The sequence below is a fragment of the Kitasatospora sp. NPDC022785 genome (genome assembly GCF_055561295.1).
In genome coordinates this window covers 1-23955 of record NZ_JBVHHB010000006.1, presented here as the reverse complement: position 1 = coordinate 23955, position 23955 = coordinate 1, and the positions used below count along the sequence as shown (strand labels likewise).

The following is a 23955-nucleotide window of genomic DNA, read 5'->3' as shown; positions in this document are numbered from 1 at the left end:
GGGGCGGCGCCCGGGCCGAACGCGCGGGAGGATGGCGACGACGGCCTGATCGCACATCATCCGATCCATCACCCTTGACAACTGTTCATGTTCCTGACAGCACTGGCAGTGCACCACTCCCACGAACGGCACCACACCCCGAAGGGAGCGATCAGCGCATGACGAAGTCTGAGAGCGCGGGATACGACTACGACGTCGTCATCAGCGGCGCCAGCCTCGCCGGCAGCGCCGCGGCGATCCTGCTCGCTCGACGCGGTGTCCGCGTCGCACTGCTGGAACGCCGGTCGGACCCGGGCGCGTACAAGGTGCTCTGCACCCACTCCCTCCAGGCCGCCGCGTACCCGGTGCTGGACGAACTCGGCCTCGTCCCCGCTCTCGAGGAGGCGGGAGCCGTCCGCAACGAAGCCCGCTGGTACACCCGCTGGGGGTGGATCGAGCCGAGGGCGGCGTCGGCGGGCCCCGAACTGCCGTACGCGTACAACATTCGGCGCAGCACCCTCGACCCGTTGATCAGGTCCCGTGCGGCGCAGACCCCTGGTGTCGATCTGTTCCCCGGTCACCAGGTCACCGGGCTGGTCCGTGAAGCCGGGCGAACCGTGGGGGTGCGCGCGTCGACGCAGAAGGGCGAGCGTGAGATCCGGGCCCGGCTGGTGGTCGGCGCCGATGGCAAGGACTCGGCCGTGGCGAAGTTCGCCGGAGTGCCTGCTCGGCTGCACGAGAACGCGCGGTTCGGCTATCTCGCGCACTTCCGCGATCTTCCGCTGCACGGCGGTATCGGTCAGACCTGGTTCCTCGAGCCCGACATGGCGTACGCGTTTCCCAACGACGACGGGGTGACGGTCGTCGCGGTGCTCCCGGACAAGCGACGGCTGCCGGCCTTCCGGGAAGACCTGGAGGGCAGCTTCCTCGAATTCGTCCGCGCCCTGCCCGAGGCACCGCCCGTGGACTCCGCCGAGCGCATCACGAAGATCATCGGCACCGTCGACTACCCGCTTCACAGCCGCAAGCCGACCGCCCCGGGTGTCGCGTTGATCGGCGACGCCGCCCTGACCGGCGACCCGTTGTGGGGAGTGGGATGCGGATGGGCCCTGCAGTCCGCGCAATGGTTGGCCGAGACGGTCGCCTCGGCCGCAACCGGTCGGGGTGACCTCGACAGGTCGCTCGCGGTGTACGCCCGCACGCACCGGCGCCGGCTGCGCGGTCACCAGTACCTGGCCGCCGACTTCGCCAAGGGCCGTCCGTTCAATCCCTTGGAGCGGCTCATGTTCTCGGCCGCAGCGCGCGATGAATCGATGGCGCGGCACATGTATCGCTTCGCATCCCGCCTGATAGGCCCGCTGCGATTCCTGAACCCCGTGGCACTGGCCAAGGCTTCGGCCGTCAACCTCAGGCACAGGCGGGCCGCCGTGCCACCCGCGCACCTGTCACACACAGGGTCGTGACCGGCTTCCGTCCCGGAACCCGCCACGGCATGCCTCCTCACTATGATCACCGATCAGGCGGGGAACTCGATGGCAGCAGCGGCGGCCGATGTGAGGAACGGCAAGTGGCTGCTCGGTAGGCGGTGGACGGAACCGGTGCGCGTGGCGAGCTCGCGTTGCCGGGGCGGTTCGAGCGCCTTGTCACGGTCGCAGACGACGTAGCTGGAGGGCACGGTGCGCCATCCTGCCGTGGTCACCCGCTCCGTGAAGGACCACCATCGCGACGCTGAATCGGGACGGCGGGCCGCAGACCTCGGTGGTCTGGATCGCGGGGGACGGGGACGCGGTGCTGTTCTCCACCACGGCGGGGCGCCAGAAGGCACGCAGCCTCGCCCGGGACCCACGGATCAGCCTCGCCGTCTTCGACACCGAGAACCCGTACCACTCCGTGGACATCCACTTCACAGGTCCGGGTTCAGTGGCCCGTCGGGGAGTCGGCCGGATATCTGTCGGCCCGTTGAATCCGTCTCTGACAGTGAATCCCGCGAATTCCTGCCAACTGGTCGGAATTCGCGGGATCCGGGCTCACACGGGGCGAGGGCCCTCACGGCGGCCTGCGCCGGCCATCGTCCGGTCGCCGGCCACTGTCGTCGCGGGTGCGAGTACGCATCACCCCGAGGACTTGACCGCCGTCGGGAGTCGAGACGCGTGGGCGGTGCTCTGGCGACCGGTTCGGTAGCGGCCCGGGGTCGTCCCGATGACGCTGGTGAACGCCGCGATGAAGCTGCTGGGGTTGGCCCATCCGCAGGCGTAGGCGGTTTGGATGGTGTCGTGGCCGTCGGCGAGGAGCACGAGAGCGTGGTAGATGCGTAGCTGCGTGCGCCACTCATAGAAGGTCATGCCGAGTTCGCTGCGCAGCAGTCGGCTGAGGGTGCGGGTGCTGGCTCCGATCGTCTTGCCGAGTTCGGCCAGCGTGGCATTGTCCGCCGGCTTCTCGTACAGCATCCGGGCGATGGCCTGCAGTCGGTCGTCCCGTGGCTCCGGCAGGTGCAGTGGCTGTTCGTGTGCTTCGCGGAGTTCGTCGACGAGGACACGGAGGAGGCGAGAGTGCGCGGAGCGGCTGTAGCCCGACGTGTCGTCGTAGTTGCGGGGGCCGGTCAGGGCGAGCAGGACCTCGCGGGCGAGGCCGGAGGCCAGGAAGACGGCGGGATGGTCGGGTAGGAGCCGGGCGAGGGATGGCGTGAGAAAGACGATCCGCATGTCGGTGTCGCCGTGGGCGCGGTGGTAGTGCGTGAACCCGGTGGGGGTCCAGGCGACCCGGTTGGCGGGAACGATCGACGTGCCGTGCTCGGTGTGAACCGCCAGGACGCCGCCGGCTGCGTATACCAGGTGCCCCCGTGGGTGTGACTGTGCTGCGCTGGTTTCGCCGGACGGCCAGAGGTGGCGCCCGCCGGACGGCCACACATGGGACGTCACGCCGGCGTGCAGGCGAGGTTGGCGGCGAACGGGCATCAGTTGGCATCCTACCGGTAGCACGCCACACCCTGATCTGGTGACACTTCTTTCATGCGGAGCGGTCGTCGGTCGCGCAGGCCACCCGACCGGACCCCCTGGCATCGAGGCAGCGTGCCTCGATGCCGCGGATCGAGAGAAGGAGAAGCGCATGGCGAGGTTCGTCCTCGTGCCCGGCGGTTGGCACGGCTCCTGGTCGTTCGAGGCGGTGGTTCCGCTGCTGGAGCGCGCCGGTCATGTCGTTCACGCCCTGACCCTGACCGGTCTGCGGCCGGACGACGACAACGCGACGGTCGCGAGCGCCAACCTCGACACGCACGCCGACGACGTCCTGCGGCTCCTCGATCGGGCCCACATCACCAGCGCGACGCTCGTCGGGCACAGTTACGGCGGCATGGTGATCGCCGCGGCCGCCGATCGAGCCGGCGGCCGGATCTCGCGTCTGGTGCATCTCGACGCCTACGTACCGCGCGACGGCGAGTCGTGCTGGTCGTCGACGACCGAGCGCTACCGGGAGGTGTTCGCTGCCGGCGCCGCGACCACCGGTTACGCCGTCCGACCGCCGGACGGCGGCGATCCCCGCCGCCGTCCCCATCCCCTCGCCTCGTTCTTGCAGACGATCCGGCTCACGGGCGCGCTCGACCGGGTGCCCCGCCGGGAGTTCGTCTACTGCTCAGGATGGGAGGACCGGACGCCGTTCGCCGAACTCCGCACCCGACTGCAAGCCGATCCCGAGTGGCAGGTCCATGACCTCCCAACCGGCCACGACGCCATGCATGAGGCCCCGGAGGCGGTCGCTGCACTACTGCTCGACGAGTGCACCGCGGATGCCTCGACGCACGCACGACAGGCCTGCCGCTGAGGGTCGCGGAGCGTCTTGACGTGTACGAGTTCCGGGTCTTACGGCTGTGCTCTATGACCGGCCCGGCCGCGCGGCTGACGGGCCCCGCCACCGGCGGCTGGAGGGGTGCGCGGTCGCAAGCGCTCTCCCTGCGGCCCGAACATGATCAGGTACTCGACCGGTCCGCCGGGTCCGGCGTTCGCGACTCCGTGCGCGGTGCGGGTGTCGAACTCGGCGACGTCTCCGGCGGTCAGGACGAGGTCCTGCCCGCCGAGCGCCAGCCACAGGCGCCCGTACAGAACGCACAGCCATTCATACCCGTCGTGGGAAACCTGCCGCGGTCGTGCCGGCGGCTCCTCGACGGCGGGCAGGACGTGCTTATGGGCGTGCAGGCCCCCCACGTACCGGGTCAGCGGCAGCACCGCCTTGTCGTCGCCGAGGCGCTGCAGCACCGGGGCGCGCGGTCCGGTCGTGGCGGCGGGTCCGGTGCCGGCCAGCTCGTCCAGGGAGACGCCGTACTCCTTCGCCAGTTGCAGCAGCACCTCCAGCGTCGGCTTGCGCCGGCCGGTCTCGATCCGCGACAGCGTGCTCAGCGAGATGCCGGTCGCACAGCTGATGCCGGTGAGCGTGGCGCCGCGCTGCTCGCGCGCGGCCCGCAGCCGGGGGCCCATCGCCGCCAGCGTGTCGGCTATGCCGTCGTCCGCCATCCTCGCCCCGCTCCCTCCGGCCACGCCGCCCGACCCTGTCCTGCAAGTTTGCCGGATTGGCAAGACTGATCGCGTCGGGCGGCTGCCGCGCCGCATGATCGACGGGTACCCGCGTCCGCCCGTGAAACGAGGAGAAGCCCATGCACCCCGAGCCGTCCGCCCACCTTCGCCACCGCACCATCGAGGCGCCGGCCGGGCGCCTGCACCTGGTCGAACAAGGCACCGGCCCACTGGTCCTGCTCGTCCACGGCTTTCCCGAGTCCTGGTACTCCTGGCGCAACCAGCTCCCGGCCCTCGCCGCAGCCGGGTACCGGGCGGTGGCGCTCGACGTGCGCGGCTACGGCCGCTCCTTCAAGCCAGCCGCGACGGACGCCTACCGGATGCTCGACCTGGTGGAGGACAACGTCGCCCTCATGCGCGCCCTCGGCGAGGAGAGCGCGGTGATCGTCGGCCACGACTGGGGCTCCAACATCGCGGCCACCTCCGCCCTGATCCACCCCGAGATCTTTCGCGCCGTCGCCCTGCTGAGCGTCCCCTACACGCCGCCCGGTGGCCCCCGCCCCACCGATGTCTTCGGCCAGATCGGCGGCCCGGAGCAGGAGTTCTACGTCTCGTACTTCCAGGAGCCCGGCCGCGCCGAGGCGGAGATAGAGCCCGACGTCCGGGGCTGGCTCGCGGGCTTTTACGCGGCCCTGTCCGCCGACACCATGCCCGCCCAGGGCGAGCCCGACCCGCACTTCGTGACCCGCGACTCCGGCCGGCTGCGCGACCGCTTCCCCACCGGCAAGCTGCCCTTCTGGCTGGGCGAGGACGACCTCGACGTCTACGCCGGGGAGTTCGAGCGCACCGGCCTGACCGGGGCCCTCAACCGCTACCGCAACATGGACCGCGACTGGGAGGACCTCGCCCCCCACCGCGGATCCTTGATCAAGCAGCCGTCGCTGTTCATCGGCGGCGCCCTGGACGCCTCCACGACCTGGATGGCCGACGCCATCGACGCCCACCCCGTCACCCTGCCCGCCCTGGCCGCCTCGCACGTCCTGGACGGCTGCGGGCACTGGATCCAGCAGGAGCGCCCCGAGGAGGTCAACCGCCTGCTGACCGCCTGGCTCGCCTCCCTCCAGGGCTGAACCAGGCAGGCTACCTGGGCAGCTTCGCGGTCCGTTCCGGGTGGGCCGCGCCGATGTAGCGCATGGCGGTTGACTCCGTGACGCCGAACCGCCTCATCAGCTTCAGCGGGTCGTCGCTCACGCTCGGCCTCGTCCCCTGGTCTGTCGCTGGCACGCGGTGGGAGCGCATGGGCAGCCGGGCAGGTAGGCCAGATGCAAAGCCGCACCGAGCACGCGGTCGAGCGGGCCGTGCCCTTCGGCCTGGCTGTCTACACGATCACCGTGCTCTGGTACGCGCTCCACGGCCACCACCCCGCCGACCTCGACGAGCGCCGCGAGCAGCGGCCCTGGTACACCACCAAGCGCGAGCCCGCCCTTGCCGACGTAGTCGCCAAGCTCCGCCGCCTCAGGATCGCCGCCCGCCAATATGCCCAACCTTGCAGGCCAGCCCAGCGAAGCCGAAATCCTCGCCGTCACCCGCGCCTTGGCCGCTGCCAGCGCATGAACCTCATCCAAAGATCGCCACATCAGCGAAAGTCGAGCGGTTGGGGACGTGTCGGATATCTGGCAATAAGGCCTCTGGCCTGCGACTTTCTTGGTGGCGGCGGCGCGTTGGCAGCGCTAGGGTCAAGCCCGCCCGGGGACTTGACCTCGGCGTTCTGCGTGAGGGTCACCGACTGATGTCCTGTCTGGTTTGTAGGGTGCGTCCGAGTCTGGGAGCGGACGGACGGTGCTTCGCCTGCGCCGGTGCGTACCGGTCACCGGCATCGCTCGGGACGGCAACCTCGGTTCTGCTGGGGGTCAACGGCGGGCTCGCGCTCGCCGTGGCAGTGCTGGACATGTTCGACTACTCGTCGGTCGGGGCGCTGGCGGACGGCACGACCGACACGGCCGACGATTCCCTCGACACCATGCGTGCACTCTCAAACGCTCTGAACGTGCTCTCGGTGACCGTCCTGGTCGCGACGGCCGTCCTGTTCATCATCTGGCTCTACCGCGTGCGCGAGAACGCCGAGCTCTTCGCCCGGGGCACCCACCAGCACGGCAAGGGCTGGGTGATCGGCGCATGGTTCACGCCCATCGTGTGCCTCTGGTTCCCGTGGCGGATCACGGTGGACTGCTGGCAGGCCAGCGCGCCCGTCACCGGCCCCTACGGTGAGCGGCAGATTCTCTCCCAGGGCCTGGTGTCGTCCTGGTGGACGGCCTGGATCGGTGGGCTGATCCTCAATCGGATCACCGCGGCGTCCGTGGGCGCTGCCACCGTGGCGAGCGGAGACGTCGACACCGACGTCGCGGCTGTCCAGACCTCGCTGGTGCTGGAGATTGCGGAGAGCGCCTTCACTCTCGCTGCTGCCGTCCTGGCGATCCTGGTCGTGCGCCGGCTGAGCGCCATGCAGGATGCCCGGGCCGGGCTGACCGCCCCCGTGCCAGCCGCGATGATGACGGTCTGAGAGCCCTGACGCGGCCCTGGCACCTTGCAAAGCAAAGGGCCAGGGCTTGCGGCGTTGCTCGGGCTCCGAAACGATCAGTCAATTGGGCGACGTGGGTGGGACTACCCGCAAGGAAGCGCCGGGGCCAGGCCCGGTCCGGCGGATCTTCCCGGGCGAATGCAACTGGTTCCCGTTGGAGCGCGTCTCGATGTTCGGCGACGTCAGAAGTCGCTGCTGCCATGGTCGTACGAGGTCGAAACGTGTGGTCGAGAGGATCAGGAACCGTTCCGTGTCGGATGAGATGACAGTGCACCCCGTCCCCTGGCCACCTGCCCCGATCAGCACCGAGCGGCTCGTGCTCCGCCAGTCCGAGGCCCGGGACCGTGCGGCGTTCATCGAGCTGTTCGCCTCGCCCGAGGTGGGCGCCTACATCGGTGGCTCTCGACCGCGCGGTGAGCTCGCGCGCGCGGTGCCCGAGGTGCCCGGGCGGCGGCCCGGCCTTTTCGTGATCGAGCTCGGCGGAGCGATGATCGGCACCATCGAGCTCAACCGGCGCGACTCGGAACATCGGAGTCATGTCCGTCCGCATGCCGGGGAGGCCGAGCTCGGCTACCTGTTCCTGCCAGAGGCATGGGGACGCGGGTACGCCGCCGAAGCGTGCGCGGCGGCGCTCGGCTGGTTCGCCGACGCGCTTCCCGGCGAGCCGGTGGTGCTCTGCACCCAGACCGCCAACGAACGCTCGATGCGCCTCGCGGCGAAGCTCGGGTTCACCGAGGTGCAACGGTTCGAGGAGTGGGGCGCCGAGCAGTGGTTCGGCGCGTGGTCCCCGGTCGCGCCGTCTGCTTGAGCCCGTGCTCGAGAGTGCGGATCCACCAGGTCACCGATCAGTCGTCGGCCTCGGCAGGCCACTTGACCACGTGGACCGCGTCGGAGGGGAAGCGAAGGCGGACGGGCGATGTCAGTCGCGCTGCGCGCGGTACCGGGAAGATCGACGGCGCCGGCGGCCACAGTCGAGCTGATCACGGATCGAGCCAGGGGCGGATCGAGGCCACGGTCACGGTGCCGTGGAAGACGTAGGCGCGCTTGTCGGAGCGCGTGACCACGGCTCGGTGGTATCGGGGGGATTCAGCCGGTTCCGGGTGCTGAATGTTGGTCGGATGCAACCGATGCGGCACGGGTACACCAATGGGCACTCGAGTGCTCCGGCACGTACGGACCATCGGTGCGCGGCTGCTGACCACCGAAGCCGACCACTCGCAGAGGGCTGGCCGCCCCACGGGCTACGTGGTGATCCGGTTCGGCCGGCGTGGGCGACCGGGGGCCGGGAGGCGGGACTTGGCGGCGTTGCGGATGCGCCGGGTGCGGCCGCCCTCGGCCAGTGTCTCCAGGGCGATCACGGCCGGGGACTTCTCTGCGGTGTGGAGCTGAAGCCAGTTGGAGGCCGCGAGCAGGGTCGCGGCGTTCCACGGTTCGCCCAAGGTCATCGCCCGCAGCAAGCTCCACTCGCGCAGCCGCCGGGCGGAGAAGTCGTCCACCGCCACGGGGCCGGTCATCTCCCGGCACCAGGAGGGATAGCCAGGGTCCGTGAGTAGCTCTGCGGCCCGTCGGTCGAGGTACTCGCATACGGCACTGTTCGCCATCCCCGAATCGGGGTCGGTGAGCACACGAGTGACGAGGGCGGCTGCGTCCTCGGCGGACACCGTGCCGAATTCCCGGCGGTAGCGGGCAAACCGCACGTGCTCGTCCGGCTCCCAGCCCGGATCGTCGGCTGAGACCACACCGCTCAAGGTCGCCCCCATTCCCTTTCGGTCGCTGGGGCCTGGAAGTCTGCCACAGCCGTTGGCGGCCGAGCACCCAGCTCACGGCGGCCGGGGAAGCGCGGGTGGAGCTGGCCCGCCCCGAGGGCCGGCCAGGGTGTGGTTCACCGCGCCGCGCACCGGCGAGGTGTGGTTCACCGCGCCGCGCACCGGCGACGCCGCCGCACCGGCCCGGACAGGGGTCAACGCGAGAAGTCCGTTCAAGCGAAACGGTCGTCGGCTTCCGGTCGCTTCCGTACGTGACTCAATCCCGACGTCTGCGGCCGCGCGGCACCGGTGTCCTCTGTTCGTGATGGTGAGCCATCAGTCGATTACCGCAGGCGTGCTGTCGGAGGGTTCCGCCACGGGGTGCACGCTGTGCGACGGTGAGACCTGGTGCATGGTCACCCCTCCCCGTCACACCGCCGCGACCGACACGCTCCCGGCCTGGGACCGGTCCCTCCTCCTGGCGTAGGGCGCGAGGCCGGGGCCCCATCGGGGCGGGTCCCGGACTTCGGCGCCGGCCGGGTCCCGACCTCGCCCGTGACTTTGCCGCCGACTCCGCCGCCGACCCGCAGTCGCCGTGGGCGGACCAGCAGGTGAACCAGACCAACAACCCGAACCTGCTGGAGCACCTGCGCGCCGTCGAGGAGGACTTCGTCTGCGCCCCGCTGGCCGACCGGCGCCGCCGGGCGGGACCTGCGCCGGATCCCCGGCGCGCGCCGCCCACCTGCGTCCTCTCCCTTGCCGCCGACAGCGGAGCGCGCCACCCCTCGGCCCTCGGGCCACCGCCACCGGGGGCGCGGCAGCCGGGACGCCCGGCCCGGCCTGCGGGCCGGGCGGGTCACTCGATGGGGGCGCTCCGGCGGGCGGTGGCGGCCCGGGTGGCGGAGGCTGACGTGGACGTGACCGCGTGTGGTGAGGGTGGTGTCCGGTGAGGGTGGTCGTTGATCTCAATCGTTGCCAGGGGTACGCGCAGTGCGCGTTCCTCGCGCCCGACGTCTTCAGGATGCACGGGGACGAGGCGCTGCTCTACACCCCTCGGGCCGGGGCCGAACAGCGCGAGCGCATGGCACGGGCGGTCGCGGCGTGCCCGGTGCAGGCGATCGTCGTCGACGACCGGGACGAGGAGCAGCGCACGCCCGTCGGTGGGACAGGTGTCGGCGGGGTGGAGGCCGACGGCCACGGAGGTGGTCGGTGGTGAACGGTGACGGCTGGCTGGAGCGGCTCCGCCGCGAGGGACGCATCGTGATCGTGGGCGCCTCCCTCGCCGGGCTGCGGGCGGCGGAGACCTTGCGGGACAAGGGCTTCACGGGGCCGCTCACGCTGGTCGGCGACGAGCCCTACGGCCCGTACGACCGGCCGCCGCTGTCGAAGCAGGTGTTGCTGGGCATGGCGTCCGCCGATTGCACCGCGCTGCCGCACCGGCGGGAGGTGGACGCGCACTGGCGGCTCGGCAACGCGGCGACCGGGCTGGACATGGCCACGCGGCGGGTGCGCCTGGCCGACGGCGACGAGCTGGAGTACGACCGGCTGCTGATCGCGACAGGGGTACGGGCCCGCCCCTGGCCGCACGCGGATCAGGCCGCCCTGGACGGTGTGTTCGTGCTGCGCGGCCGCGACGACGCGGCCGCGCTGGAACGCCGGCTGGGAGCCGGCCCGCGCCGGGTGCTGGTGATCGGGGCGGGGTTCACCGGTTCCGAGATCGCCTCCGCATGCCGGGAACGCGGCCTGGCCGTCACCGTCGCCGAGCGCGGGGCCGCGCCGCTGGTGGGTGCGCTGGGCGGGGTGATCGGCGAGGTGGCCACGCAGATGCACCTCGACGCCGGGGTCGACCTGCGGTGCGGGGTCACCGTCACCGCCCTGGAGGGCGACGCGGCCGGCCGGGTCCGCTCGGCGGCCCTGTCGGACGGTTCGACGGTCGAGGCGGACGTCGTGATCGTCTCGCTCGGCGCGATCCGCAACACCGATTGGCTTGCCGGGTCGGGGCTGGGCGCCGGTCCGCGCGGGATCGCCTGCGACGCCGGCTGCCGGGCGTTCGACGTGCGCGGCATCGTCACCGACGACGTCTTCGTGGCCGGAGACGTGGCGCGCTCGCCGCACCCGTTGTTCGGTTACCAGTTCCTCTCCCTGGAGCACTGGGGCAACGCCGTCGCACAGGCGGAGGTCGCCGCGCACAACATGATCAACGCCGCCCCGCAGCGGCTGCCGCACCTGTGGGTGCCGGCCTTCTGGTCGTCCCAGTTCGGGGTGAACATCAAGTCGGTCGGGGTGCCGTCGATGGGGGAGGAGATCATGGTCACCCAGGGTTCGCTCGCCGAACGCCGCTTCACGGCCGTGTACGGGCACCAGGGGCGGGTGATCGCCGCGGTCACCTTCGACCACGGACGCTGGCTTCCGTTCTACGAGGAGCTGATCCAACGCACCGCGCCCTTCCCGCCGCCGTTCGAGACCATGGACCGGCCTCACGGCGGCGGCGGCCCGCGTCCGGCCGGCTTTCCCGATCCGTCCGTGCCCTCGCACGGCCCCACGGTCACCGTCAGCGGCTACTCCCCGGCCGATCGGACCGTCACCTTCACCCCCGCGCGGGCCTGACCGTCGCCACCCTCCCGTCGCCCGCCGTCCCGCGCCCGTCGCCCGCCGTCCCCGTCCAGCCCTCCCGCGTCCGCCGTCCCGCCGCAGGCCGGCGAGCCGCGGGCCCTCCCGCGGACACCCCGCACCCGCACGACGGGCACGGTGCCCCACGAACCCGAGGACCGTCATGACCGACCTGACGTTGCTGCAGCAGATCACCGACTACTCCAACCGCCACGACCCGTACCCGTTGTACGCCCGGCTGCGGGAGAAGCCGGTCCACCACGACGAGAGCGGCCCGTACGTGATCGGCGGTTACCACGCGGTGCGCGCGCTGCTGCACGATCCGCGGATCAGCTCCGAGGCCCGCTACCGGGCCGTGCCCGACACGGCGGCGCCCGGGCAGGAGGAGGGCGACGCCGGCGGGGTGCTGCCACCGAACTTCCTGCGACTGGACCCGCCCGAGCACGACCGGCTGCGCGCCATCACCAACCGCCCGTTCGGCCCGCCGCACAGCCCCCACCGCATCGACGGCATGCACGGCGAGCTGGAGACGATCGTCACCGACCTCATCGACGCCCTGGACGGTGACGAGATAGACCTGGTCGACCACTTCTCCTACCCGTTCCCCGTGACCGTGATCTGCCGCCTCCTGGGCATCCCCCGCGAGGACGAGAGCCGCTTCCACGGCTGGGCCGACACCCTCGTCGCCACCCTCGACCCACAACCCGGCCAGGACCTCACCGAACGCAACCGCATCGCCCAGCAGGCCCGCGTCGAGCTCGGCCTCTACCTGAACGCCCTCATCGAGGAACGCCGCAAGGCGCCCGGCGACGACATGCTCTCCCAACTCGCCACCGGACAGGGGCCCGAGGGCCGGCTGAGCGGCATGGAGGTGCTCAGCACCGCCGCACTCCTGCTCATCGCCGGCCACGAGACGACGGTCAACCTGATCACCAACGGCATGCTCACCCTGCTGCGCCACCCGGAGGCCCTGGAGCGGCTGCGCGCCGACGCGCGGGTGGCGGTGCCGCTGGTGGAGGAGCTGCTGCGGTACGAGCCGCCGGTGCAGATGCTGCCCAGCCGCACACCGATCACCGACATCGAGGTCGCCGGCGTCACCATTCCCAAGGGGGCCTCGCTCTGGTTGATGCTGGCGGCCGGCAACCGCGACCCCGAGCGGTTCGCGGACCCGGACCGCTTCGACCCCGACCGGCCGGACAACCAGCACCTGGGCCTCGGCAGCGGCATCCACAGCTGCTTCGGCGCGCCGCTCGCCCGCCTGGAGGCACAGCTGGCGCTGGCCGGACTCGCCCGCCGGCTGGAGCGGCCGCGCCTGGTGGAGGACCCGCCCCCGTACCGCACCAACGCGGTGCTGCGCGGCCCCCGCCACCTGCGGATCGCGATCGACGGCGTGCGGCGCTGAGGCACCGGGCCCGCGCCCGCCACCGCGCCGCCCAGGGTGACACCGGCCGGTAACCACCCACGGGGGACCGGCGCGTGGATCGACAACCAGCCGTCCGAGTACAACCGGCGGTCCGGCGACCGCATGAGGTTCCACGGCCGGAACGGCACCTTCGGCCGGACCCTCCCGGGCGGTGGCAGCGCTGGCCCCGTCGCGCGCTGGGGCTCGGGGGCGGCGCCTGCCGCCGGACCGGCGCGGTGGCCCGGAGCCTTCATGGAGCGGCATGCCGGCGAACCGTGGTGCCGAGTCGCGTTCCGCCGCGTTGGGTGCGGTCACAAACCACTTCGTGAATCTCTGTTGTACGGCCCGGGGACACGGCGCCGTTCCGCCGTCATCATGGTTGCCGAGAGGCTACTTACCGGTTGGTAACACTCCCGCCGGTGGATCACCAGACGTGTGCGGACGCTGACCTCACCGTCCATCGGACTCCCACGCCCCCACGCCCCCACCCGTACCGGAGGACCGCTGTGCCCGCGCGAAAGGCCGCTGTGCCCCGTATCCGCCGACTCCCTCGCGGGGGCGCCGCCACCGGAACCGGACCGCCGGCCGAGGAATGACCGGGCGTCCTCGGTTCGGCTGACGACGCAGCCGGGGCCGGCACGTTCACAGGCCCGCACCCGACCACACGTCAGGCCCGGAGCGGGGCGCCTGCCCGACAGTCCCCACAGCCGCGTCCCTGAAAGGCTCCGCCCGGGCCCATGGCGGGCTACCCCACCGACGCGGGCACCTTGTCCCGTCAGGCCGCCCTGTCGCCTTTCCGCGCCCTCGTGCGGCTGCGCCGCCTGCCGGCGACCTCCAGCGCCGTTGTCCCACCGCGGCCCAAGACCTCAACGCCCCACCCCGTACCAACGCCCCACCATCCGACCCACGAACCGGGGGAATCATGCGCACCGTCACGTCCCGACTCATGGCCGCCGTTGCCGTCGCCGCGATGGCCGTCACCGCCCTTCCGGCCGCCACGGCCGCAGCCGCCGCGGCGTCGGCCACCACGGCGTCGGCCACCACGGCGAGCGACCCGTTCTACACCTACGACGGCAGCGAGCCCCTGGCCTCGTTCGCGCCGGGGACCGTGCTGAAGACACGGACGCTGCAGTACCACCTCGTGGGCCTGCCCACCCCGGTGAAGGCGATCCAACTGCTCTACCGCACCACCGACGCCCAGGGCCGTCCGGCCGCCAACGTCACCACGGTGGTGCGGAGTCTGACGGGCGACGGCAGCAGGGCGGTCTCCTACCAGTCGTTCTACGACTCCCTCGACCCGCGGGACAGCCCCTCCCGGGCCATCGCCGGCGACCTCACCCTGGGCGGCGCCATCGCGAACGCCGAAGCCGTCTTCCTGGCGCCGCTGCTGTTGCAGGGCTACAACCTCGTCATCCCGGACACCGAGGGACAGACCGCCGACTTCGCGGCCGGCCCGGAGTACGCGTTCACCACGCTGGACTCGATCCGCGCCGCGACCGGGTCCGCGGAGACCGGCATGGACTCCGACACCGCCATCGCCCTGATGGGCTACTCCGGCGGCGCCATCGCGACCAACTGGGCGGCCGCACTCGCACCGGGCTACGCCCCCGAGGTCAACAGCAAGCTGGTCGGCTTCGCCGAGGGCGGCCTGCTCGTGGACCCGGCGCACAACCTCAAGTACGTCGACGGCTCCCTCGTGTGGAGCGGTGTCATCCCCATGGCGGTCATCGGGGTCTCCCGTTCCTTCGGCATCGACCTCAAGCCCTACCTGAGTGACGACGGCCTGGCGGTGTACCGGGAGCTGGAGCACGGGTCGATCGTCGACGCCCTGGGCCACTACCCGGGTCTGACCTGGGAGAAGCTGGCGAAGCCGCAGTACGCCGACCCGAACTCGGTGCCGCCCTTCCTCGAGGCGGTGAACAGGATCAACCTCGGCTCGGCCCCCACTCCGACCGTCCCCGGGTACGTCGCACAGGGCGACGGGGGTGTCCTGGAAGGGACCTTCAACAACTCCCCGGGCATCGGAACCGGTGACGGGGTCATGGTCGCCGGGGACGTCCGGGCGCTCGCCCGGCAGTACTGCGCCACCGGCAACGGCTCGATCAAGTACCAGCAGTTCGACCTGCTCAGCCACGTGGGCGTCCCCGTCGTCTGGGCGCCCCTCGCGATGGGCTGGCTCGCCGACCGGTTCGCGGGCCGGGCCGCTCCCTCCGACTGCGGTCGCATTCCCATGGGGAACTCGCTGGCCCCGGAGACGCCGGCGCGGGCCTCCTGAACACCGCGCCGCCCGCTGGCCCCGCCGTACCCGGATCCCCGCCCATGGGCGCCCCGGCTGCGGCGAGGACTTCGGTAGGGTCGGGGCAATGACGGGAAACCGAGGCCGCCGGCCGAAGACCGACCAGGATCGTGGCATCGAGGACGTGACGCTGGCTTCGTAGGCGAGAACGAAGAGCGATTGTTGGTGGGTCCTGGCATCGGTTCTTGATCTGGGCGCCGGAAATGTTGATGCGAACTGGCGGCACTCGGGGGGGCCTGATGTGTCGGCGCTGACGGACATAATCCGAGTCGTGGACCTGAGACCGGAGCTGCTGGCCCCGCCTGTGAGCCGGGAACGGCTGGATGAGTTGTGTCGTGAGATCGAGCGGATCGCTGACCTGCTGGTCGTCAGCTCCGCAAGCGCGGATGAGGCGATCATGGCCTTCAATGAGGTGACCGGTCACGACTACGGGGCCCTCGACTTCGCCGAGTACGACGCCAGCCGGAGCCTGGAGGAGTTCGCCAGGGAGGCCGCCCGGCCGGCTCGTCCGTGGGTTGCGGACATCACCCTGGACGAACTCGTCGAAATAGTTCGCAGACTCCTGGCGGTCTCCCCGGAGAGCGACTACTACCTGCGGCTTCTCGAAGCCAACGTGTCGCATCCCCGGGTCAGTGACCTGCTCTTCCATCCACCGGCCGAACTCCAGGACGCCTCCGCAGAGCAGATCGTCGACGAGGCTCTGAAGTACCGACCGATCGCGCTCTGAGCAGCGGGACGGGTCAGCCGGCAGCCGCCTGCTGTTCGGCGCGGGCGCGGGTGGTGGCGAGTCGGTAGGAGTCGGTGCCGGTCTCGATGATGTCGCCGCCGAAGGTGAGGCGGTCGACGATGGCCGCGCAGAGGCGGGGGTCGGTGAAGGTCTTGGTCCAGCCAAACGACTCGTTGGAGGCGATGGCGACGCTGTTCTTCTCCTCGCGCTCGGTCAGAACCTGGAACAGCAACTCGGCGCCCCTGCGGTCGAGTTCCATGTATCCGAGTTCGTCGATGCACAAAAAAGGTCGACGCGGCCGTAGCGGGCGATGGTCTTGGCGAGCTGCTTCTCGTCGGCAGCCTCGACGAGCTCGTTGACGAGCTTGGTGGCCAACACGTACTTGACCCGGAAGCCGGCCATCGCGGCCTCGGTGCCGAGCGCGATCAGCAGGTGGGACGGTGTCGGCCTCAGCGGCCTTGCGGGCCTCCAACGCGACGGCGTCCGCGGTCAGCGCGCCGGCCTTCAGGGCGACTGCGAGGCCTGCAACGAGGTGCTCGTGGGGCAGGTGGCGGCTCAGCAGCAGGACCTCAATTGGCCCTAAGGTTGTCGTAGCGGACCTTCCCGGTCGGCACCCCGCCGAGCACGTTGAGAGCGTGGACGTGGCCCTCGAAGAACGCCTCCTGGCCGGCCGAGGCGAAGATGCTTCTCTGCACTATCGAGGGTGCGTGAGCGGATCCCGGTCAGAGCCCGATCGAGAGCTCCTCAATCCAGCAGTCGACTGACTTCGCGATGATCACGGCTCGGGCGTCCTCGGCGTCGGCTCTGGTCAGAAAGACACCCGCTCCGGTGACGTCGGGTCCGTCGGGGCGGATCACCCGTGTCATGACGACGTAGACCCGGCGATGACGCTCTCGTCGGATCGTGGGGCTCTCTTCAGCCAACAGTGCGTCGATGAGTTCCTGGGCCGAGGCGATGTTGAGGCCAGCGTCGACCCCGGAGAGCGGCTGGCTGGGCCAGATCGGCATGTCGGGGTAGAAGTTGTTGAAGAAGCTCTGCTGTGTGCGGCCGAGCACCCCTTCGGTCCACCCGACGGCCATGGCGACCACATAGTCAGACTCGCCCTGGCTCTCCAGAACGAAGACGCGATCGTCCCGGCGAAGGGCCATGCTGGCGTGGTCGGCCTTGACCTGCTCGCTCTCGGCCTCGGTCGCGCATCTGATCGCTAGGCCGCGGTAGTCGTCACGGATCTTCACTACGGCGGCGGGCTTGAACAGCAGGTCAATCGTTGTCTCGGGCTCGCCGGGATCGTCGGGTTGGCCGAGGCTCCGCATCAGGAGCTGGCCGTGGCTTGCCGTGTAGGCCAAGAGGTGGAACCTGCGCTCGCTGCGAAAGAGCTCCTTGCCGGGGATGAGCTGGTGATCGCGGTTGAGCCAGGTGCTGTCCGTCATGGGCATACGATCTCTGTCCCGCCCGCGCTGGTCAATGTGATTGATCAGCTGAGGGAGTCGGCTCCGTTCTCTCCCTGCCCTGCTTGTGCCCGTAGGCGTTCGGCCTGCTGCTTCTTGACGGCGATGTGCCGCAGGCTATCCTGCAGGCCGGCGACCTCGCCGAGCCACTGCATCCGCTGAGCCTCCCCGAGGCGCTGGCGGGTGTTGGTCTCGATCTCCAGCAGCCGGGGCTCTTGGGCCAGGTCGGCCCGCAGCATCTGGTCGATCAGCGGCTTGAACGGGTCCAGCCGGGTCCGACGGGGCGGCAGCTTCTTGCGCGGCTCCGGCCATGCCGACTCAAGGGCCTTCTTCACCGTCAGAAAGCCGACCCAGTACTTCCGCTGCAACGCGCGGCTGGACAGGCCCAAGCGGGCATCACGGCGGATCGCCGCGTGCAGATCGACCTTGGACTTCGGCAGCACCAGGGACCCCTCGTCGTGCAGAGCACAACCATGGTCCCGAGGCAAGCACCTGGGTGCTCTCAAAACTCGGCGACATCACTCTTCCGTGGCACCGGGTGCTCTCGCCGCTGAGCAACAGGTGCTCTCGGCAGTCGCCTACAAAGCCATGACGCTCCTCATCCTGGAATGGCTGGGTGAGCAGGGCGTGAACGCCATGATCAGGGTGGACGCGGAGAGGGTGGCCGACAATGCGCCGGCGTGGACGTTCGCCGCCAGTGGGGGTCCGCTGGAGCATGGCATGCGCGCTGACGGGAGGACCGTGCAGCAGTGCATGTCCGCCGCCCTGTCCAGGCTGCGCGAGGCCGGGAGTGTCGGTTCCGTTCTGATCTTCGTTCGCCACTGATCTCGATCACGGAGCCGGTCTCCTCGCCGGTCCGGCCCTCGCGTCCGGCTCGGGCGGTGCGCGCGACGAGGTCGTCGCGGATCCCCCCGATACGGAAAGCGCCGGTCAGGGTCCGGCCGGTGCATCGGACATCGCGGCAGGCTTCTGCGGGCCGGACCGTCGCTCCGGCTTGCAGGAGTCGCCCAGGACCGGTTCTGGCTCACCCGCGACTACCTGCCCGAGTTCGCCGCCGTCCTGGCCGAATTTCCCTCGCTTGCCGGGATGGCCGACGCGATCGGCGCCCGCGCCGAGCCGGTGCCCGTCCCGTGGGACTGCGCTGACGGCCTGTTCGAGGCGTACTGGCGCCGGCCGGGGGCGTATCTGGAGGACCACGTACGCCGTGCGATGTCGGTGTGGACGAGGGTCGGGCCGGAGGCCGAGCAGCGGGCGGTACGCAGTCTCAGCGACGACCTCGACTCCGGTCGGTGGGCCGAGCGCAACCGCGACCTCGCCGACCGCGACGCGGTCGTCACGGGGCGGTCCTTCCGGCGGGGATCGGGACCCGGGCGGCCAGGGCGGCGACGCCCTCCAGGGCGGTGACGCGCGGGCCCGTGACGTCGGGGAAGCGAGCGTAGCGGTGAGGAGGACGGGGTGCAGACCCGCCCCCTGGGCTCCCTCGACGTCGATGACGACCGAGTCGCCGATGAAGACGCACTCCTGCGGCGGGCGGCCGAGTCGTTCGCGCGCTCACCCACGGCGCTCCGGACGTCCAGGACGTGGCTCTCGGTGCGGCCACACTCGTGTCCCACTGCCTGGCCGAGAGTGACTTCTTCCGGGCCTGGACTTCCTCCGGTCCGGGCGACGACCACCCGATCGACGCGCTGGTCCGCTCGCTGCCCGTGCCGTACGCGGCAAGCCCGGGCACGGTTCTGGACCTGCTGAAGGCGCCCGGCGGCGTCCCCGACCACGGGCAGCTTGCCTGGACGGCGCCGGACGCGACCGCCTCCTCGGCGCTCCTCGGCGCCCTCTTCATCGTCTCCCGCTTCCCCGGCCGCGACACCGTGGCCGCAGCCCTGCAGTTCGCGTCCGGGGCGCCGGACGGCAGATCGGTGGCGGCCACCGCCGGTGCGCTGCTCGGAGCCGCGCACGATGTCGACGCGTTGCCTGTCGAGCTGCTGAGCCGGCTCGAACTCGCCTGGGTGCTCGAGACCTTGGCCCGCGACCTGCTTCAGGAGCACGTCGACTCGCCCGGTGGTAGCGCTTACGTACCTGCCCGTGACCCGCACTGGTGGAACCGTTATCCCGGCTGGTGACAGCACGGGTGAGGTTCGGCTGTGAGTGGACGGACGGACTCATGGCCAAGGCGGGCCGCCGACGTCCTCCACCGGCCGACGGCGTCCCGCCAGGGTTGGCGCGGGGCGGCCGGTCGGGAACACTGCCGGGTGCTCGGGCGGGCGTGGCCATCGGCCGCCAGAAGTGGCCAGGGCGGCCGGGGTAGCCGGAGGTTTGAGAGGCGGCGCGCCGGTGCCGGTGATCGGGCGGCGGGTCCTGGTGGGCTCTTCCCCGGCGAGCGCCGCCTTGTAGGACTGCGCATCGGCGGCACGGCGTCGAGCGGGGAGTCGTCGGCCTGGAGCCACTACGATGCGTGGCGTCGATGGGCAGGACAGTGGGGGTGCGTGGCGTGGCTGGTTACGGCGGGGGCGGGTACGGGGATCCGGTGGGTGGCGCGGGCAGTCGGCCGCCGGCAGGGTGGCCCGGCCAGGGTTCCCCGGTCCCGCCGCCCAGGTCCGCGTACGCTCCGCCGGCGGGGTACCCGTACGCTCCGCAGGGTTATCCGTATGCTCCGTCCGCTTCTCCGCAGGGGTATCCGTACGCGCCGCCTTTTCCGGCGGCTTCGCCACCACCTGTCGAGCCGTCACGCGGCCGGAAGATCCTGCGCGGGGTCCGCAATCCGTTCTACGCCGCCCAGCGGACCTTCCGTCCTTCCCGTCCCGCGGTCGTGGACGATCCGGCGGTCCGCAGGCTCCAACTGTGGCGCACCGTGCTGGGCCTGGTCGCCTGGGTGGGCCTGATGGTCACCTACAACTCCGTCGTCAGTGCCGCCGACGTCAAGGCCGTTGCGGACGAACGCCTCAACCAGAGCTGGTCCAGCGTCCTGGTGCTGGTCTGCACCTTCCCCGTGGTGGTGGGTGCGTTCGTGGCGGCCGCGCGGGGCGGGCTGCGGCGCGTCTACCTGCGACGGGCCCTGCGCCCACTCGGTGCGGTGGTGGCCATCATGGCGTCCATGGGCACCGCGGCGCTCGCGATGGCGCCGGAGACGGCGGGGCTCCGGGAAGCCGTCGGGCTGCCGGGAACGATCGCCATCGGGGTGCTGTGCGTGTGGTCGATGGGTTTTGCCCTCTATGGCATCGGCCTGTCGCTCGTGCACGTTTTCCGTACCGCTGACATCCACGAGGTGCTGCCGCCGGTCCTTGCCGGCGTCCTGGTGTGGGAGATGGCGCTCCTGGACGTGATCACGGGCGCCTACCCCCAGGTTCCGGCGGGCGCCCGGGCGGTCTTCATCCTGGGCGCCCCCGTGACCGTCACGGCCCTGTCCTGGTGGGAGATGCGCCGGCTGCGCCGCCACCACGGGCTGACGGTCCGTAACGCTCTGGGGCGCTGACCGCCCGGCCGCCCCCGCTTGCCGGAGATCACCGTGGTCCGGTCGGCCCCCGGCTGCGCGGGGAGGAACGGCCGCGAGCCCCCTCGTCTTCGCCGTCGGCGGCCGACCTCGCGGGTCATCAGGATCCGAGACTCTCCCCCCCCCTCCCGTTCCTCGGATCGTAGGTCGGGGTGGTGGCTGGGGGTGGGAGGGAACGAGGCCGGCCGGCCTCGCGGCCACTGCACAGGCAGGCATGCACGTTCAAGCGTCGGTTGCCCGGTCGTTTGCCGGCTGCGTTCAGCTGGGCTGGAAGAACGCCAGCATCTTCTTGGCGGCGTCCGGCGACGTCAGGATCTCCTGGACGTGCGCGGACTGCCGACCGGCGGCGCTGGTGCGTTCGAACATCTCGCGTTCGTATTCTTCGACCGCGGCGGGAAAGTCGTCCGGGTGCGCGGCCAGCGCGAGGCCGAGCAGCGCGCCGTCGAGCAGCGCCATGTTGGCGCCCTGCCCCACCGGCGGCATCAGGTGCGCGGCATCGCCGAGCAGCGTGACGCCCGGTGTCGACGGCCAGGTCAGGCCGACCGGGAGAGTGGTGATCGACCGTGGCAGGACGGCGTCGTCGCAGGCGGCGATCAGTGCGGTGAACCGTGAGTCCCAGCCGCTGAACAGATCGATCAGCCGCACCCGGGCGGCGGCCGGGTCGTCGAACGGGATCCCGCTGGTGGCGAACCAGTCCTCGGCGGTGCTGAAGCTCAGGTAGAGGCGTACGCGGCCGTCGCCGTTGCGCTGCGCCGAGAGGGATTGCCCGTCGCCGAGCACCCAGTAGTTGCCTCGTCCGACCATCGCCGCGAGGTCGGGGTGGGTGCGGTCGATGTCGGGGATGCCGAGCTCGACGACGTTCTGGCCGGTGTGCACCGGGCGGGCGTCGGTGAGAAGCGCGCGGACCCGGGAGCCCGCACCGTCGGCGCCGACCAGCAGGTCACACGTCGCGCTGCTGCCGTCGGTGAAGTGCAGCAGGCCGCGGTCGGCGTGTTCGAACGCGTGCCCCCAGCGCACCGCGTGTTCGGGGAGAGAGTCCAGCAGCAGGTTGCGCAGATCGGCACGGTCGACCTCAGGTCGCTCGAGTGGGGCGTCGTCGGGCGTGTCCTCCTGGAGCAGCAGGGTGCCGTCCGGCTCGAGAAGTCGCAGGTCCTGGCCTTCGCGACGGGCAATCGCGTGGAACCGGTCGATCAGGCCGGCCTCGCGCAGCGCCCGCTGCCCGGTCCCGGAGTGCAGGTCGAGCATGCCGCCCTGACTGCGCGCGCCGCGGGACGGTTCGCGTTCGTACACGACGGCGTCGATGCCGTTCACGTGCAGCACGCGGGCGAGGGCCAGGCCGCCGAGGCCGGCTCCGATGATGGCGATGGTCATGGTTGCCTCTCTCCGATACACCGTACTGACCGATACACTGTATCTCCTGATGCGATGTATTGTTAGCGGCATGTTGGTGTGGGAGAGGCCGGAGCCGCCGAATCGACCCGTGCCGGCCCCGCTGAACCGAGAGCGGATCGTGCGAGCGGCGATCCGGCTGGCCGACGCGGACGGCCTGGAGGCGGTGTCGCTGCGCAAGGTCGCCACCGCGTTGGCTGTCGGGCCGATGCGGCTGTACAGCTACATCGCCGGTAAGGAGGAGTTGCTCGACCTGATGGTCGACGCGGTCCACGCCGAGATCCGGCCGGTCGGAGACGGCTGGCGGGAGGTGCTGCGGTCCCTTGCCGAAACCACGCGGCAGGCCGCTCACGAGCACGAATGGCTCGCCGATCTGCTCGGTGGGCGTCCACAGCTCGGGCCGAACGCGCTGGCCAGGGGAGAGGCCGTGGTGGCCGCGCTGGGCGGCGTCGACGTGGACGCCATCATGCCGGTGGTCACCGCGGTCGACGCGTACGTGATCGGCGCGGTGCGCCGGGAGATTGCCGAGCGGCGTGCCGAGCGGGCCACCGGGATGGACGAGAAGCGCTGGCAGGCCTCACTCGGGCCCTATCTGGAGCGGACCTTCGCCACCGGCCGGTTCCCCGCGCTGGCCACGGTGGTGCGCGACGCCGCCCACCTGGACACCGACCAGACCTTCCGGATCGGCCTCGACTTCCTGCTCGACGGCATCGAAGCCCGCATCTCCACCTGACGCGCGCCCGAAGGACAGGGCCGGTACCGCCCACGGCACCAGGCCGGCGCCGACGCGTCGAGACGACGCAACCTCGCCCGCCGAATGCTGAGCGGGTGATTCACCGTCGGCGCCTGCCGGGCTCGCTCAGCCGGCCTGCGCGGGCCCGGGCCTTCCGATCGCGCCGGAGGCCGAGCCGTGCGCGGGGAGGCGCTCGGCGTCGGTCACTCGCACGGCCGTTTGCGGTCCGCGGCCAGCGATTCCGCCGCCGCGCGGGCGAGACCGCCGAAGAACTCCTCCAGGGCCTGCGGCACCTCGGGGCGCAGGCGGTAGTACGTGAAGCGGCCGTGCGGCTCCGGCTCCACGATGCCGGCCTCGCGCAGCACCCGCAGATGGTTGGACAGCGCGGTCTGCCGCGCACCCGTCTCCTCGATCAGGTGGTTGGTGCACAGGGCCGCCTGCGCGAGCAGCGTCACGATGCGCAGGCGAAGGGGCTCGCCCAGCACTCGAATGAGGTCGCCCTGCGTCAGCGTCGCCTTGTCGGTCCCTGGTGTCAGCATGCCTCGATTATCACATATCACGTCGCGCTGATACCACTCTTGCGTGATATCACTGCAGCGTGATACGTTGCGGATGTTCCGGTCGCCCCACTCTCTCGGGATCGGTCGGACCCCCGCCGCGCGGCCCCGCAACGGCGCGGCGTGGTCCGGGCCGCAGCAGCCAGGCGGTCGGGCCCGACACCGCGGCCCCCGGCGGAGCCAACCGTCGCCGTGACCTATCAGGAGGCATCGCCTTGAGCACCCCCATCCGTGACGTGATCATCATCGGTTCCGGCCCGGCCGGCTACACGGCCGCGCTCTACACCGCCCGTGCCTCCCTCAAGCCGCTGGTCTTCGAGGGCGCCGTCACCGCCGGCGGCGCGCTGATGAACACCACCGAGGTGGAGAACTTCCCCGGCTTCCGGGACGGCATCATGGGCCCCGAGCTCATGGACAACATGCGGGCCCAGGCCGAGCGGTTCGGCGCCGAGCTGATCCCGGACGACATCGTCGCGGTCGACCTCACGGGTGACGTCAAGACCGT

27 protein-coding genes and 3 pseudogenes are annotated in these 23955 nt (G+C 71.1%); 18 read left to right on the top strand and 12 right to left on the bottom strand.

Translation table 11 applies throughout. The annotated features are described in order from the left end of the window. Nucleotides 1–74 precede the first annotated feature (74 nt). Nucleotides 75–1442 carry an NAD(P)/FAD-dependent oxidoreductase gene (locus ACZ3YO_RS11980; RefSeq protein ID WP_465568137.1) on the top strand — a complete coding sequence of 456 codons (1368 nt, stop codon included), beginning with the start codon at nucleotides 75–77 and terminating at the stop codon, nucleotides 1440–1442. A 53-nt stretch (nucleotides 1443–1495) separates the two neighbouring features. Here the strand turns inward: ACZ3YO_RS11980 and ACZ3YO_RS11975 are convergent, their stop codons facing one another. Next, on the bottom strand, nucleotides 1496–1678 hold the full coding sequence (locus tag ACZ3YO_RS11975; protein WP_465568134.1) for a hypothetical protein: 183 nt from the start codon (nucleotides 1676–1678) through the stop codon (nucleotides 1496–1498). Nucleotides 1679–1698: 20 nt separating this feature from the next. Between ACZ3YO_RS11975 and ACZ3YO_RS11970 the strand changes: the two genes are divergently transcribed. Next, nucleotides 1699–2160, top strand: coding sequence for a pyridoxamine 5'-phosphate oxidase family protein (locus tag ACZ3YO_RS11970; RefSeq protein WP_465568833.1), 462 nt, complete (start codon nucleotides 1699–1701; stop codon nucleotides 2158–2160). On the opposite strand, the gene ACZ3YO_RS11965 is transcribed toward ACZ3YO_RS11970, so the two are convergent. Next, on the bottom strand, nucleotides 2091–2681 hold the full coding sequence (locus tag ACZ3YO_RS11965; protein WP_465568132.1) for a helix-turn-helix transcriptional regulator: 591 nt from the start codon (nucleotides 2679–2681) through the stop codon (nucleotides 2091–2093). The two genes, ACZ3YO_RS11970 and ACZ3YO_RS11965, sit on opposite strands and share 70 nt — an antisense overlap. 403 nt (nucleotides 2682–3084) lie before the next feature. Here ACZ3YO_RS11965 and ACZ3YO_RS11960 point away from each other — a divergent pair, with 403 nt between their 5' ends. Then, on the top strand, nucleotides 3085–3795 hold the full coding sequence (locus ACZ3YO_RS11960) for an alpha/beta fold hydrolase (RefSeq protein ID WP_465568130.1): 711 nt from the start codon (nucleotides 3085–3087) through the stop codon (nucleotides 3793–3795). A gap of 38 nt (nucleotides 3796–3833) precedes the next feature. On the opposite strand, the gene ACZ3YO_RS11955 is transcribed toward ACZ3YO_RS11960, so the two are convergent. After that, on the bottom strand, nucleotides 3834–4481 hold the full coding sequence (locus tag ACZ3YO_RS11955; protein ID WP_465568127.1) for a helix-turn-helix domain-containing protein: 648 nt from the start codon (nucleotides 4479–4481) through the stop codon (nucleotides 3834–3836). Between the two features lie 140 nt (nucleotides 4482–4621). Here ACZ3YO_RS11955 and ACZ3YO_RS11950 point away from each other — a divergent pair, with 140 nt between their 5' ends. Beyond that, complete coding sequence (locus ACZ3YO_RS11950) at nucleotides 4622–5611, top strand: alpha/beta fold hydrolase (RefSeq protein WP_465568125.1); 990 nt, start codon at nucleotides 4622–4624, stop codon at nucleotides 5609–5611. A gap of 117 nt (nucleotides 5612–5728) precedes the next feature. On the opposite strand, the gene ACZ3YO_RS11945 is transcribed toward ACZ3YO_RS11950, so the two are convergent. Further along, complete coding sequence (locus ACZ3YO_RS11945; RefSeq protein ID WP_465568123.1) at nucleotides 5729–6118, bottom strand: hypothetical protein; 390 nt, start codon at nucleotides 6116–6118, stop codon at nucleotides 5729–5731. Nucleotides 6119–6270: 152 nt separating this feature from the next. Between ACZ3YO_RS11945 and ACZ3YO_RS11940 the strand changes: the two genes are divergently transcribed. Together ACZ3YO_RS11940 and ACZ3YO_RS11935 are read left to right on the top strand one after the other, a co-directional pair. After that, nucleotides 6271–7041, top strand: a complete 771-nt coding sequence (locus ACZ3YO_RS11940; protein WP_465568121.1) for a DUF4328 domain-containing protein — start codon at nucleotides 6271–6273, stop codon at nucleotides 7039–7041. Between the two features lie 280 nt (nucleotides 7042–7321). After that, nucleotides 7322–7867: a GNAT family N-acetyltransferase gene (locus ACZ3YO_RS11935; protein ID WP_465568832.1), complete on the top strand. Its 546-nt coding sequence runs from the start codon at nucleotides 7322–7324 to the stop codon at nucleotides 7865–7867. Nucleotides 7868–8300: 433 nt separating this feature from the next. Here ACZ3YO_RS11935 and ACZ3YO_RS11930 read toward each other — a convergent pair whose 3' ends face one another. Continuing rightward, nucleotides 8301–8573: a hypothetical protein gene (locus tag ACZ3YO_RS11930; protein WP_465568119.1), complete on the bottom strand. Its 273-nt coding sequence runs from the start codon at nucleotides 8571–8573 to the stop codon at nucleotides 8301–8303. 842 nt (nucleotides 8574–9415) lie between these two features. On the opposite strand from ACZ3YO_RS11930, the gene ACZ3YO_RS11925 reads away from it, so the two are divergent. The 6 genes from ACZ3YO_RS11925 to ACZ3YO_RS11900 all read left to right on the top strand — a co-directional run bounded on the left by ACZ3YO_RS11925 (nucleotide 9416) and on the right by ACZ3YO_RS11900 (nucleotide 15839). Further along, nucleotides 9416–9754, top strand: coding sequence for a hypothetical protein (locus ACZ3YO_RS11925; RefSeq protein WP_465568117.1), 339 nt, complete (start codon nucleotides 9416–9418; stop codon nucleotides 9752–9754). Further along, entirely contained in the window at nucleotides 9751–10020 is a 270-nt protein-coding gene (locus tag ACZ3YO_RS11920) for a ferredoxin (protein ID WP_465568115.1), read from the top strand. Before ACZ3YO_RS11925 ends, ACZ3YO_RS11920 begins: the two co-directional genes overlap by 4 nt. Then, complete coding sequence (locus ACZ3YO_RS11915) at nucleotides 10017–11411, top strand: NAD(P)/FAD-dependent oxidoreductase (RefSeq protein ID WP_465568830.1); 1395 nt, start codon at nucleotides 10017–10019, stop codon at nucleotides 11409–11411. The genes ACZ3YO_RS11920 and ACZ3YO_RS11915 overlap by 4 nt, the downstream gene beginning before the upstream one ends. 166 nt (nucleotides 11412–11577) lie before the next feature. After that, complete coding sequence (locus ACZ3YO_RS11910) at nucleotides 11578–12816, top strand: cytochrome P450 (protein WP_465568112.1); 1239 nt, start codon at nucleotides 11578–11580, stop codon at nucleotides 12814–12816. A gap of 922 nt (nucleotides 12817–13738) precedes the next feature. Beyond that, nucleotides 13739–15091, top strand: coding sequence for a lipase family protein (locus tag ACZ3YO_RS11905; protein ID WP_465568110.1), 1353 nt, complete (start codon nucleotides 13739–13741; stop codon nucleotides 15089–15091). Nucleotides 15092–15383: 292 nt separating this feature from the next. Next, nucleotides 15384–15839 carry a hypothetical protein gene (locus tag ACZ3YO_RS11900; protein ID WP_465568107.1) on the top strand — a complete coding sequence of 152 codons (456 nt, stop codon included), beginning with the start codon at nucleotides 15384–15386 and terminating at the stop codon, nucleotides 15837–15839. A 13-nt stretch (nucleotides 15840–15852) separates the two neighbouring features. Here the strand turns inward: ACZ3YO_RS11900 and ACZ3YO_RS11895 are convergent. The 4 genes and pseudogenes from ACZ3YO_RS11895 to ACZ3YO_RS11880 form a co-directional block, all read right to left on the bottom strand. Next, a pseudogene (locus ACZ3YO_RS11895) lies at nucleotides 15853–16277 on the bottom strand (ATP-binding protein); the annotation flags it as partial. Between the two features lie 131 nt (nucleotides 16278–16408). Beyond that, entirely contained in the window at nucleotides 16409–16534 is a 126-nt protein-coding gene (locus ACZ3YO_RS11890; protein WP_465568104.1) for a hypothetical protein, read from the bottom strand. Between the two features lie 27 nt (nucleotides 16535–16561). After that, nucleotides 16562–17269, bottom strand: a complete 708-nt coding sequence (locus tag ACZ3YO_RS11885; protein ID WP_465568101.1) for a hypothetical protein — start codon at nucleotides 17267–17269, stop codon at nucleotides 16562–16564. Between the two features lie 44 nt (nucleotides 17270–17313). Then, nucleotides 17314–17730 (bottom strand): hypothetical protein, encoded by a 417-nt coding sequence (locus ACZ3YO_RS11880; RefSeq protein ID WP_465568098.1) that lies wholly within the window; start codon nucleotides 17728–17730, stop codon nucleotides 17314–17316. A 145-nt stretch (nucleotides 17731–17875) separates the two neighbouring features. Here ACZ3YO_RS11880 and ACZ3YO_RS11875 point away from each other — a divergent pair, with 145 nt between their 5' ends. Further along, complete coding sequence (locus ACZ3YO_RS11875; RefSeq protein ID WP_465568095.1) at nucleotides 17876–18112, top strand: hypothetical protein; 237 nt, start codon at nucleotides 17876–17878, stop codon at nucleotides 18110–18112. Between the two features lie 183 nt (nucleotides 18113–18295). After that, a pseudogene (locus tag ACZ3YO_RS11870) lies at nucleotides 18296–18691 on the top strand (hypothetical protein); the annotation flags it as partial. A gap of 30 nt (nucleotides 18692–18721) precedes the next feature. Here ACZ3YO_RS11870 and ACZ3YO_RS11865 read toward each other — a convergent pair. Further along, nucleotides 18722–18826, bottom strand: a pseudogene (locus tag ACZ3YO_RS11865) (HAD hydrolase-like protein); the annotation flags it as partial. A gap of 65 nt (nucleotides 18827–18891) precedes the next feature. On the opposite strand from ACZ3YO_RS11865, the gene ACZ3YO_RS11860 reads away from it, so the two are divergent. Next, the gene (locus tag ACZ3YO_RS11860; protein ID WP_465568092.1) at nucleotides 18892–19404 is read left to right on the top strand and encodes a hypothetical protein; all 513 of its coding nucleotides are present in this window, start codon (nucleotides 18892–18894) and stop codon (nucleotides 19402–19404) included. Nucleotides 19405–20090: 686 nt separating this feature from the next. Next, nucleotides 20091–20753 carry a hypothetical protein gene (locus ACZ3YO_RS11855; protein ID WP_331742351.1) on the top strand — a complete coding sequence of 221 codons (663 nt, stop codon included), beginning with the start codon at nucleotides 20091–20093 and terminating at the stop codon, nucleotides 20751–20753. A gap of 276 nt (nucleotides 20754–21029) precedes the next feature. Here the strand turns inward: ACZ3YO_RS11855 and ACZ3YO_RS11850 are convergent, their stop codons facing one another. After that, the gene (locus tag ACZ3YO_RS11850; RefSeq protein ID WP_465568089.1) at nucleotides 21030–22142 is read right to left on the bottom strand and encodes an FAD-dependent oxidoreductase; all 1113 of its coding nucleotides are present in this window, start codon (nucleotides 22140–22142) and stop codon (nucleotides 21030–21032) included. 70 nt (nucleotides 22143–22212) lie between these two features. Between ACZ3YO_RS11850 and ACZ3YO_RS11845 the strand changes: the two genes are divergently transcribed. Then, nucleotides 22213–22893, top strand: coding sequence for a TetR/AcrR family transcriptional regulator (locus ACZ3YO_RS11845; RefSeq protein ID WP_465568086.1), 681 nt, complete (start codon nucleotides 22213–22215; stop codon nucleotides 22891–22893). Between the two features lie 203 nt (nucleotides 22894–23096). Here the strand turns inward: ACZ3YO_RS11845 and ACZ3YO_RS11840 are convergent, their stop codons facing one another. Continuing rightward, a complete protein-coding gene (locus ACZ3YO_RS11840) occupies nucleotides 23097–23432 on the bottom strand; it encodes an ArsR/SmtB family transcription factor (protein WP_465547250.1) in 336 nt (111 codons plus the stop codon). Nucleotides 23433–23665: 233 nt separating this feature from the next. Here ACZ3YO_RS11840 and ACZ3YO_RS11835 point away from each other — a divergent pair. Then, nucleotides 23666–23955, top strand: a 290-nt coding sequence (locus ACZ3YO_RS11835) for an NAD(P)/FAD-dependent oxidoreductase (RefSeq protein ID WP_465568083.1), incomplete at its 3' end; no start/stop codon positions are given.

Excerpts from the sequence above, each read along its gene's own strand:
- ACZ3YO_RS11965 (WP_465568132.1), bottom strand. The coding sequence starts at position 2,681 with ATGCGGATCGTCTTTCTCACGCCATCCCTCGCCCGGCTCCTACCCGAC.
- ACZ3YO_RS11960 (WP_465568130.1), top strand. The coding sequence starts at position 3,085 with ATGGCGAGGTTCGTCCTCGTGCCCGGCGGTTGGCACGGCTCCTGGTCG.
- ACZ3YO_RS11955 (WP_465568127.1), bottom strand. The coding sequence starts at position 4,481 with ATGGCGGACGACGGCATAGCCGACACGCTGGCGGCGATGGGCCCCCGG.
- ACZ3YO_RS11950 (WP_465568125.1), top strand. The coding sequence starts at position 4,622 with ATGCACCCCGAGCCGTCCGCCCACCTTCGCCACCGCACCATCGAGGCG.
- ACZ3YO_RS11945 (WP_465568123.1), bottom strand. The coding sequence starts at position 6,118 with ATGTGGCGATCTTTGGATGAGGTTCATGCGCTGGCAGCGGCCAAGGCG.
- ACZ3YO_RS11940 (WP_465568121.1), top strand. The coding sequence starts at position 6,271 with ATGTCCTGTCTGGTTTGTAGGGTGCGTCCGAGTCTGGGAGCGGACGGA.
- ACZ3YO_RS11935 (WP_465568832.1), top strand. The coding sequence starts at position 7,322 with ATGACAGTGCACCCCGTCCCCTGGCCACCTGCCCCGATCAGCACCGAG.
- ACZ3YO_RS11930 (WP_465568119.1), bottom strand. The coding sequence starts at position 8,573 with ATGACCGGCCCCGTGGCGGTGGACGACTTCTCCGCCCGGCGGCTGCGC.
- ACZ3YO_RS11910 (WP_465568112.1), top strand. The coding sequence starts at position 11,578 with ATGACCGACCTGACGTTGCTGCAGCAGATCACCGACTACTCCAACCGC.
- ACZ3YO_RS11905 (WP_465568110.1), top strand. The coding sequence starts at position 13,739 with ATGCGCACCGTCACGTCCCGACTCATGGCCGCCGTTGCCGTCGCCGCG.
- ACZ3YO_RS11885 (WP_465568101.1), bottom strand. The coding sequence starts at position 17,269 with ATGACGGACAGCACCTGGCTCAACCGCGATCACCAGCTCATCCCCGGC.
- ACZ3YO_RS11875 (WP_465568095.1), top strand. The coding sequence starts at position 17,876 with ATGACGCTCCTCATCCTGGAATGGCTGGGTGAGCAGGGCGTGAACGCC.
- ACZ3YO_RS11850 (WP_465568089.1), bottom strand. The coding sequence starts at position 22,142 with ATGACCATCGCCATCATCGGAGCCGGCCTCGGCGGCCTGGCCCTCGCC.
- ACZ3YO_RS11845 (WP_465568086.1), top strand. The coding sequence starts at position 22,213 with ATGTTGGTGTGGGAGAGGCCGGAGCCGCCGAATCGACCCGTGCCGGCC.
- ACZ3YO_RS11840 (WP_465547250.1), bottom strand. The coding sequence starts at position 23,432 with ATGCTGACACCAGGGACCGACAAGGCGACGCTGACGCAGGGCGACCTC.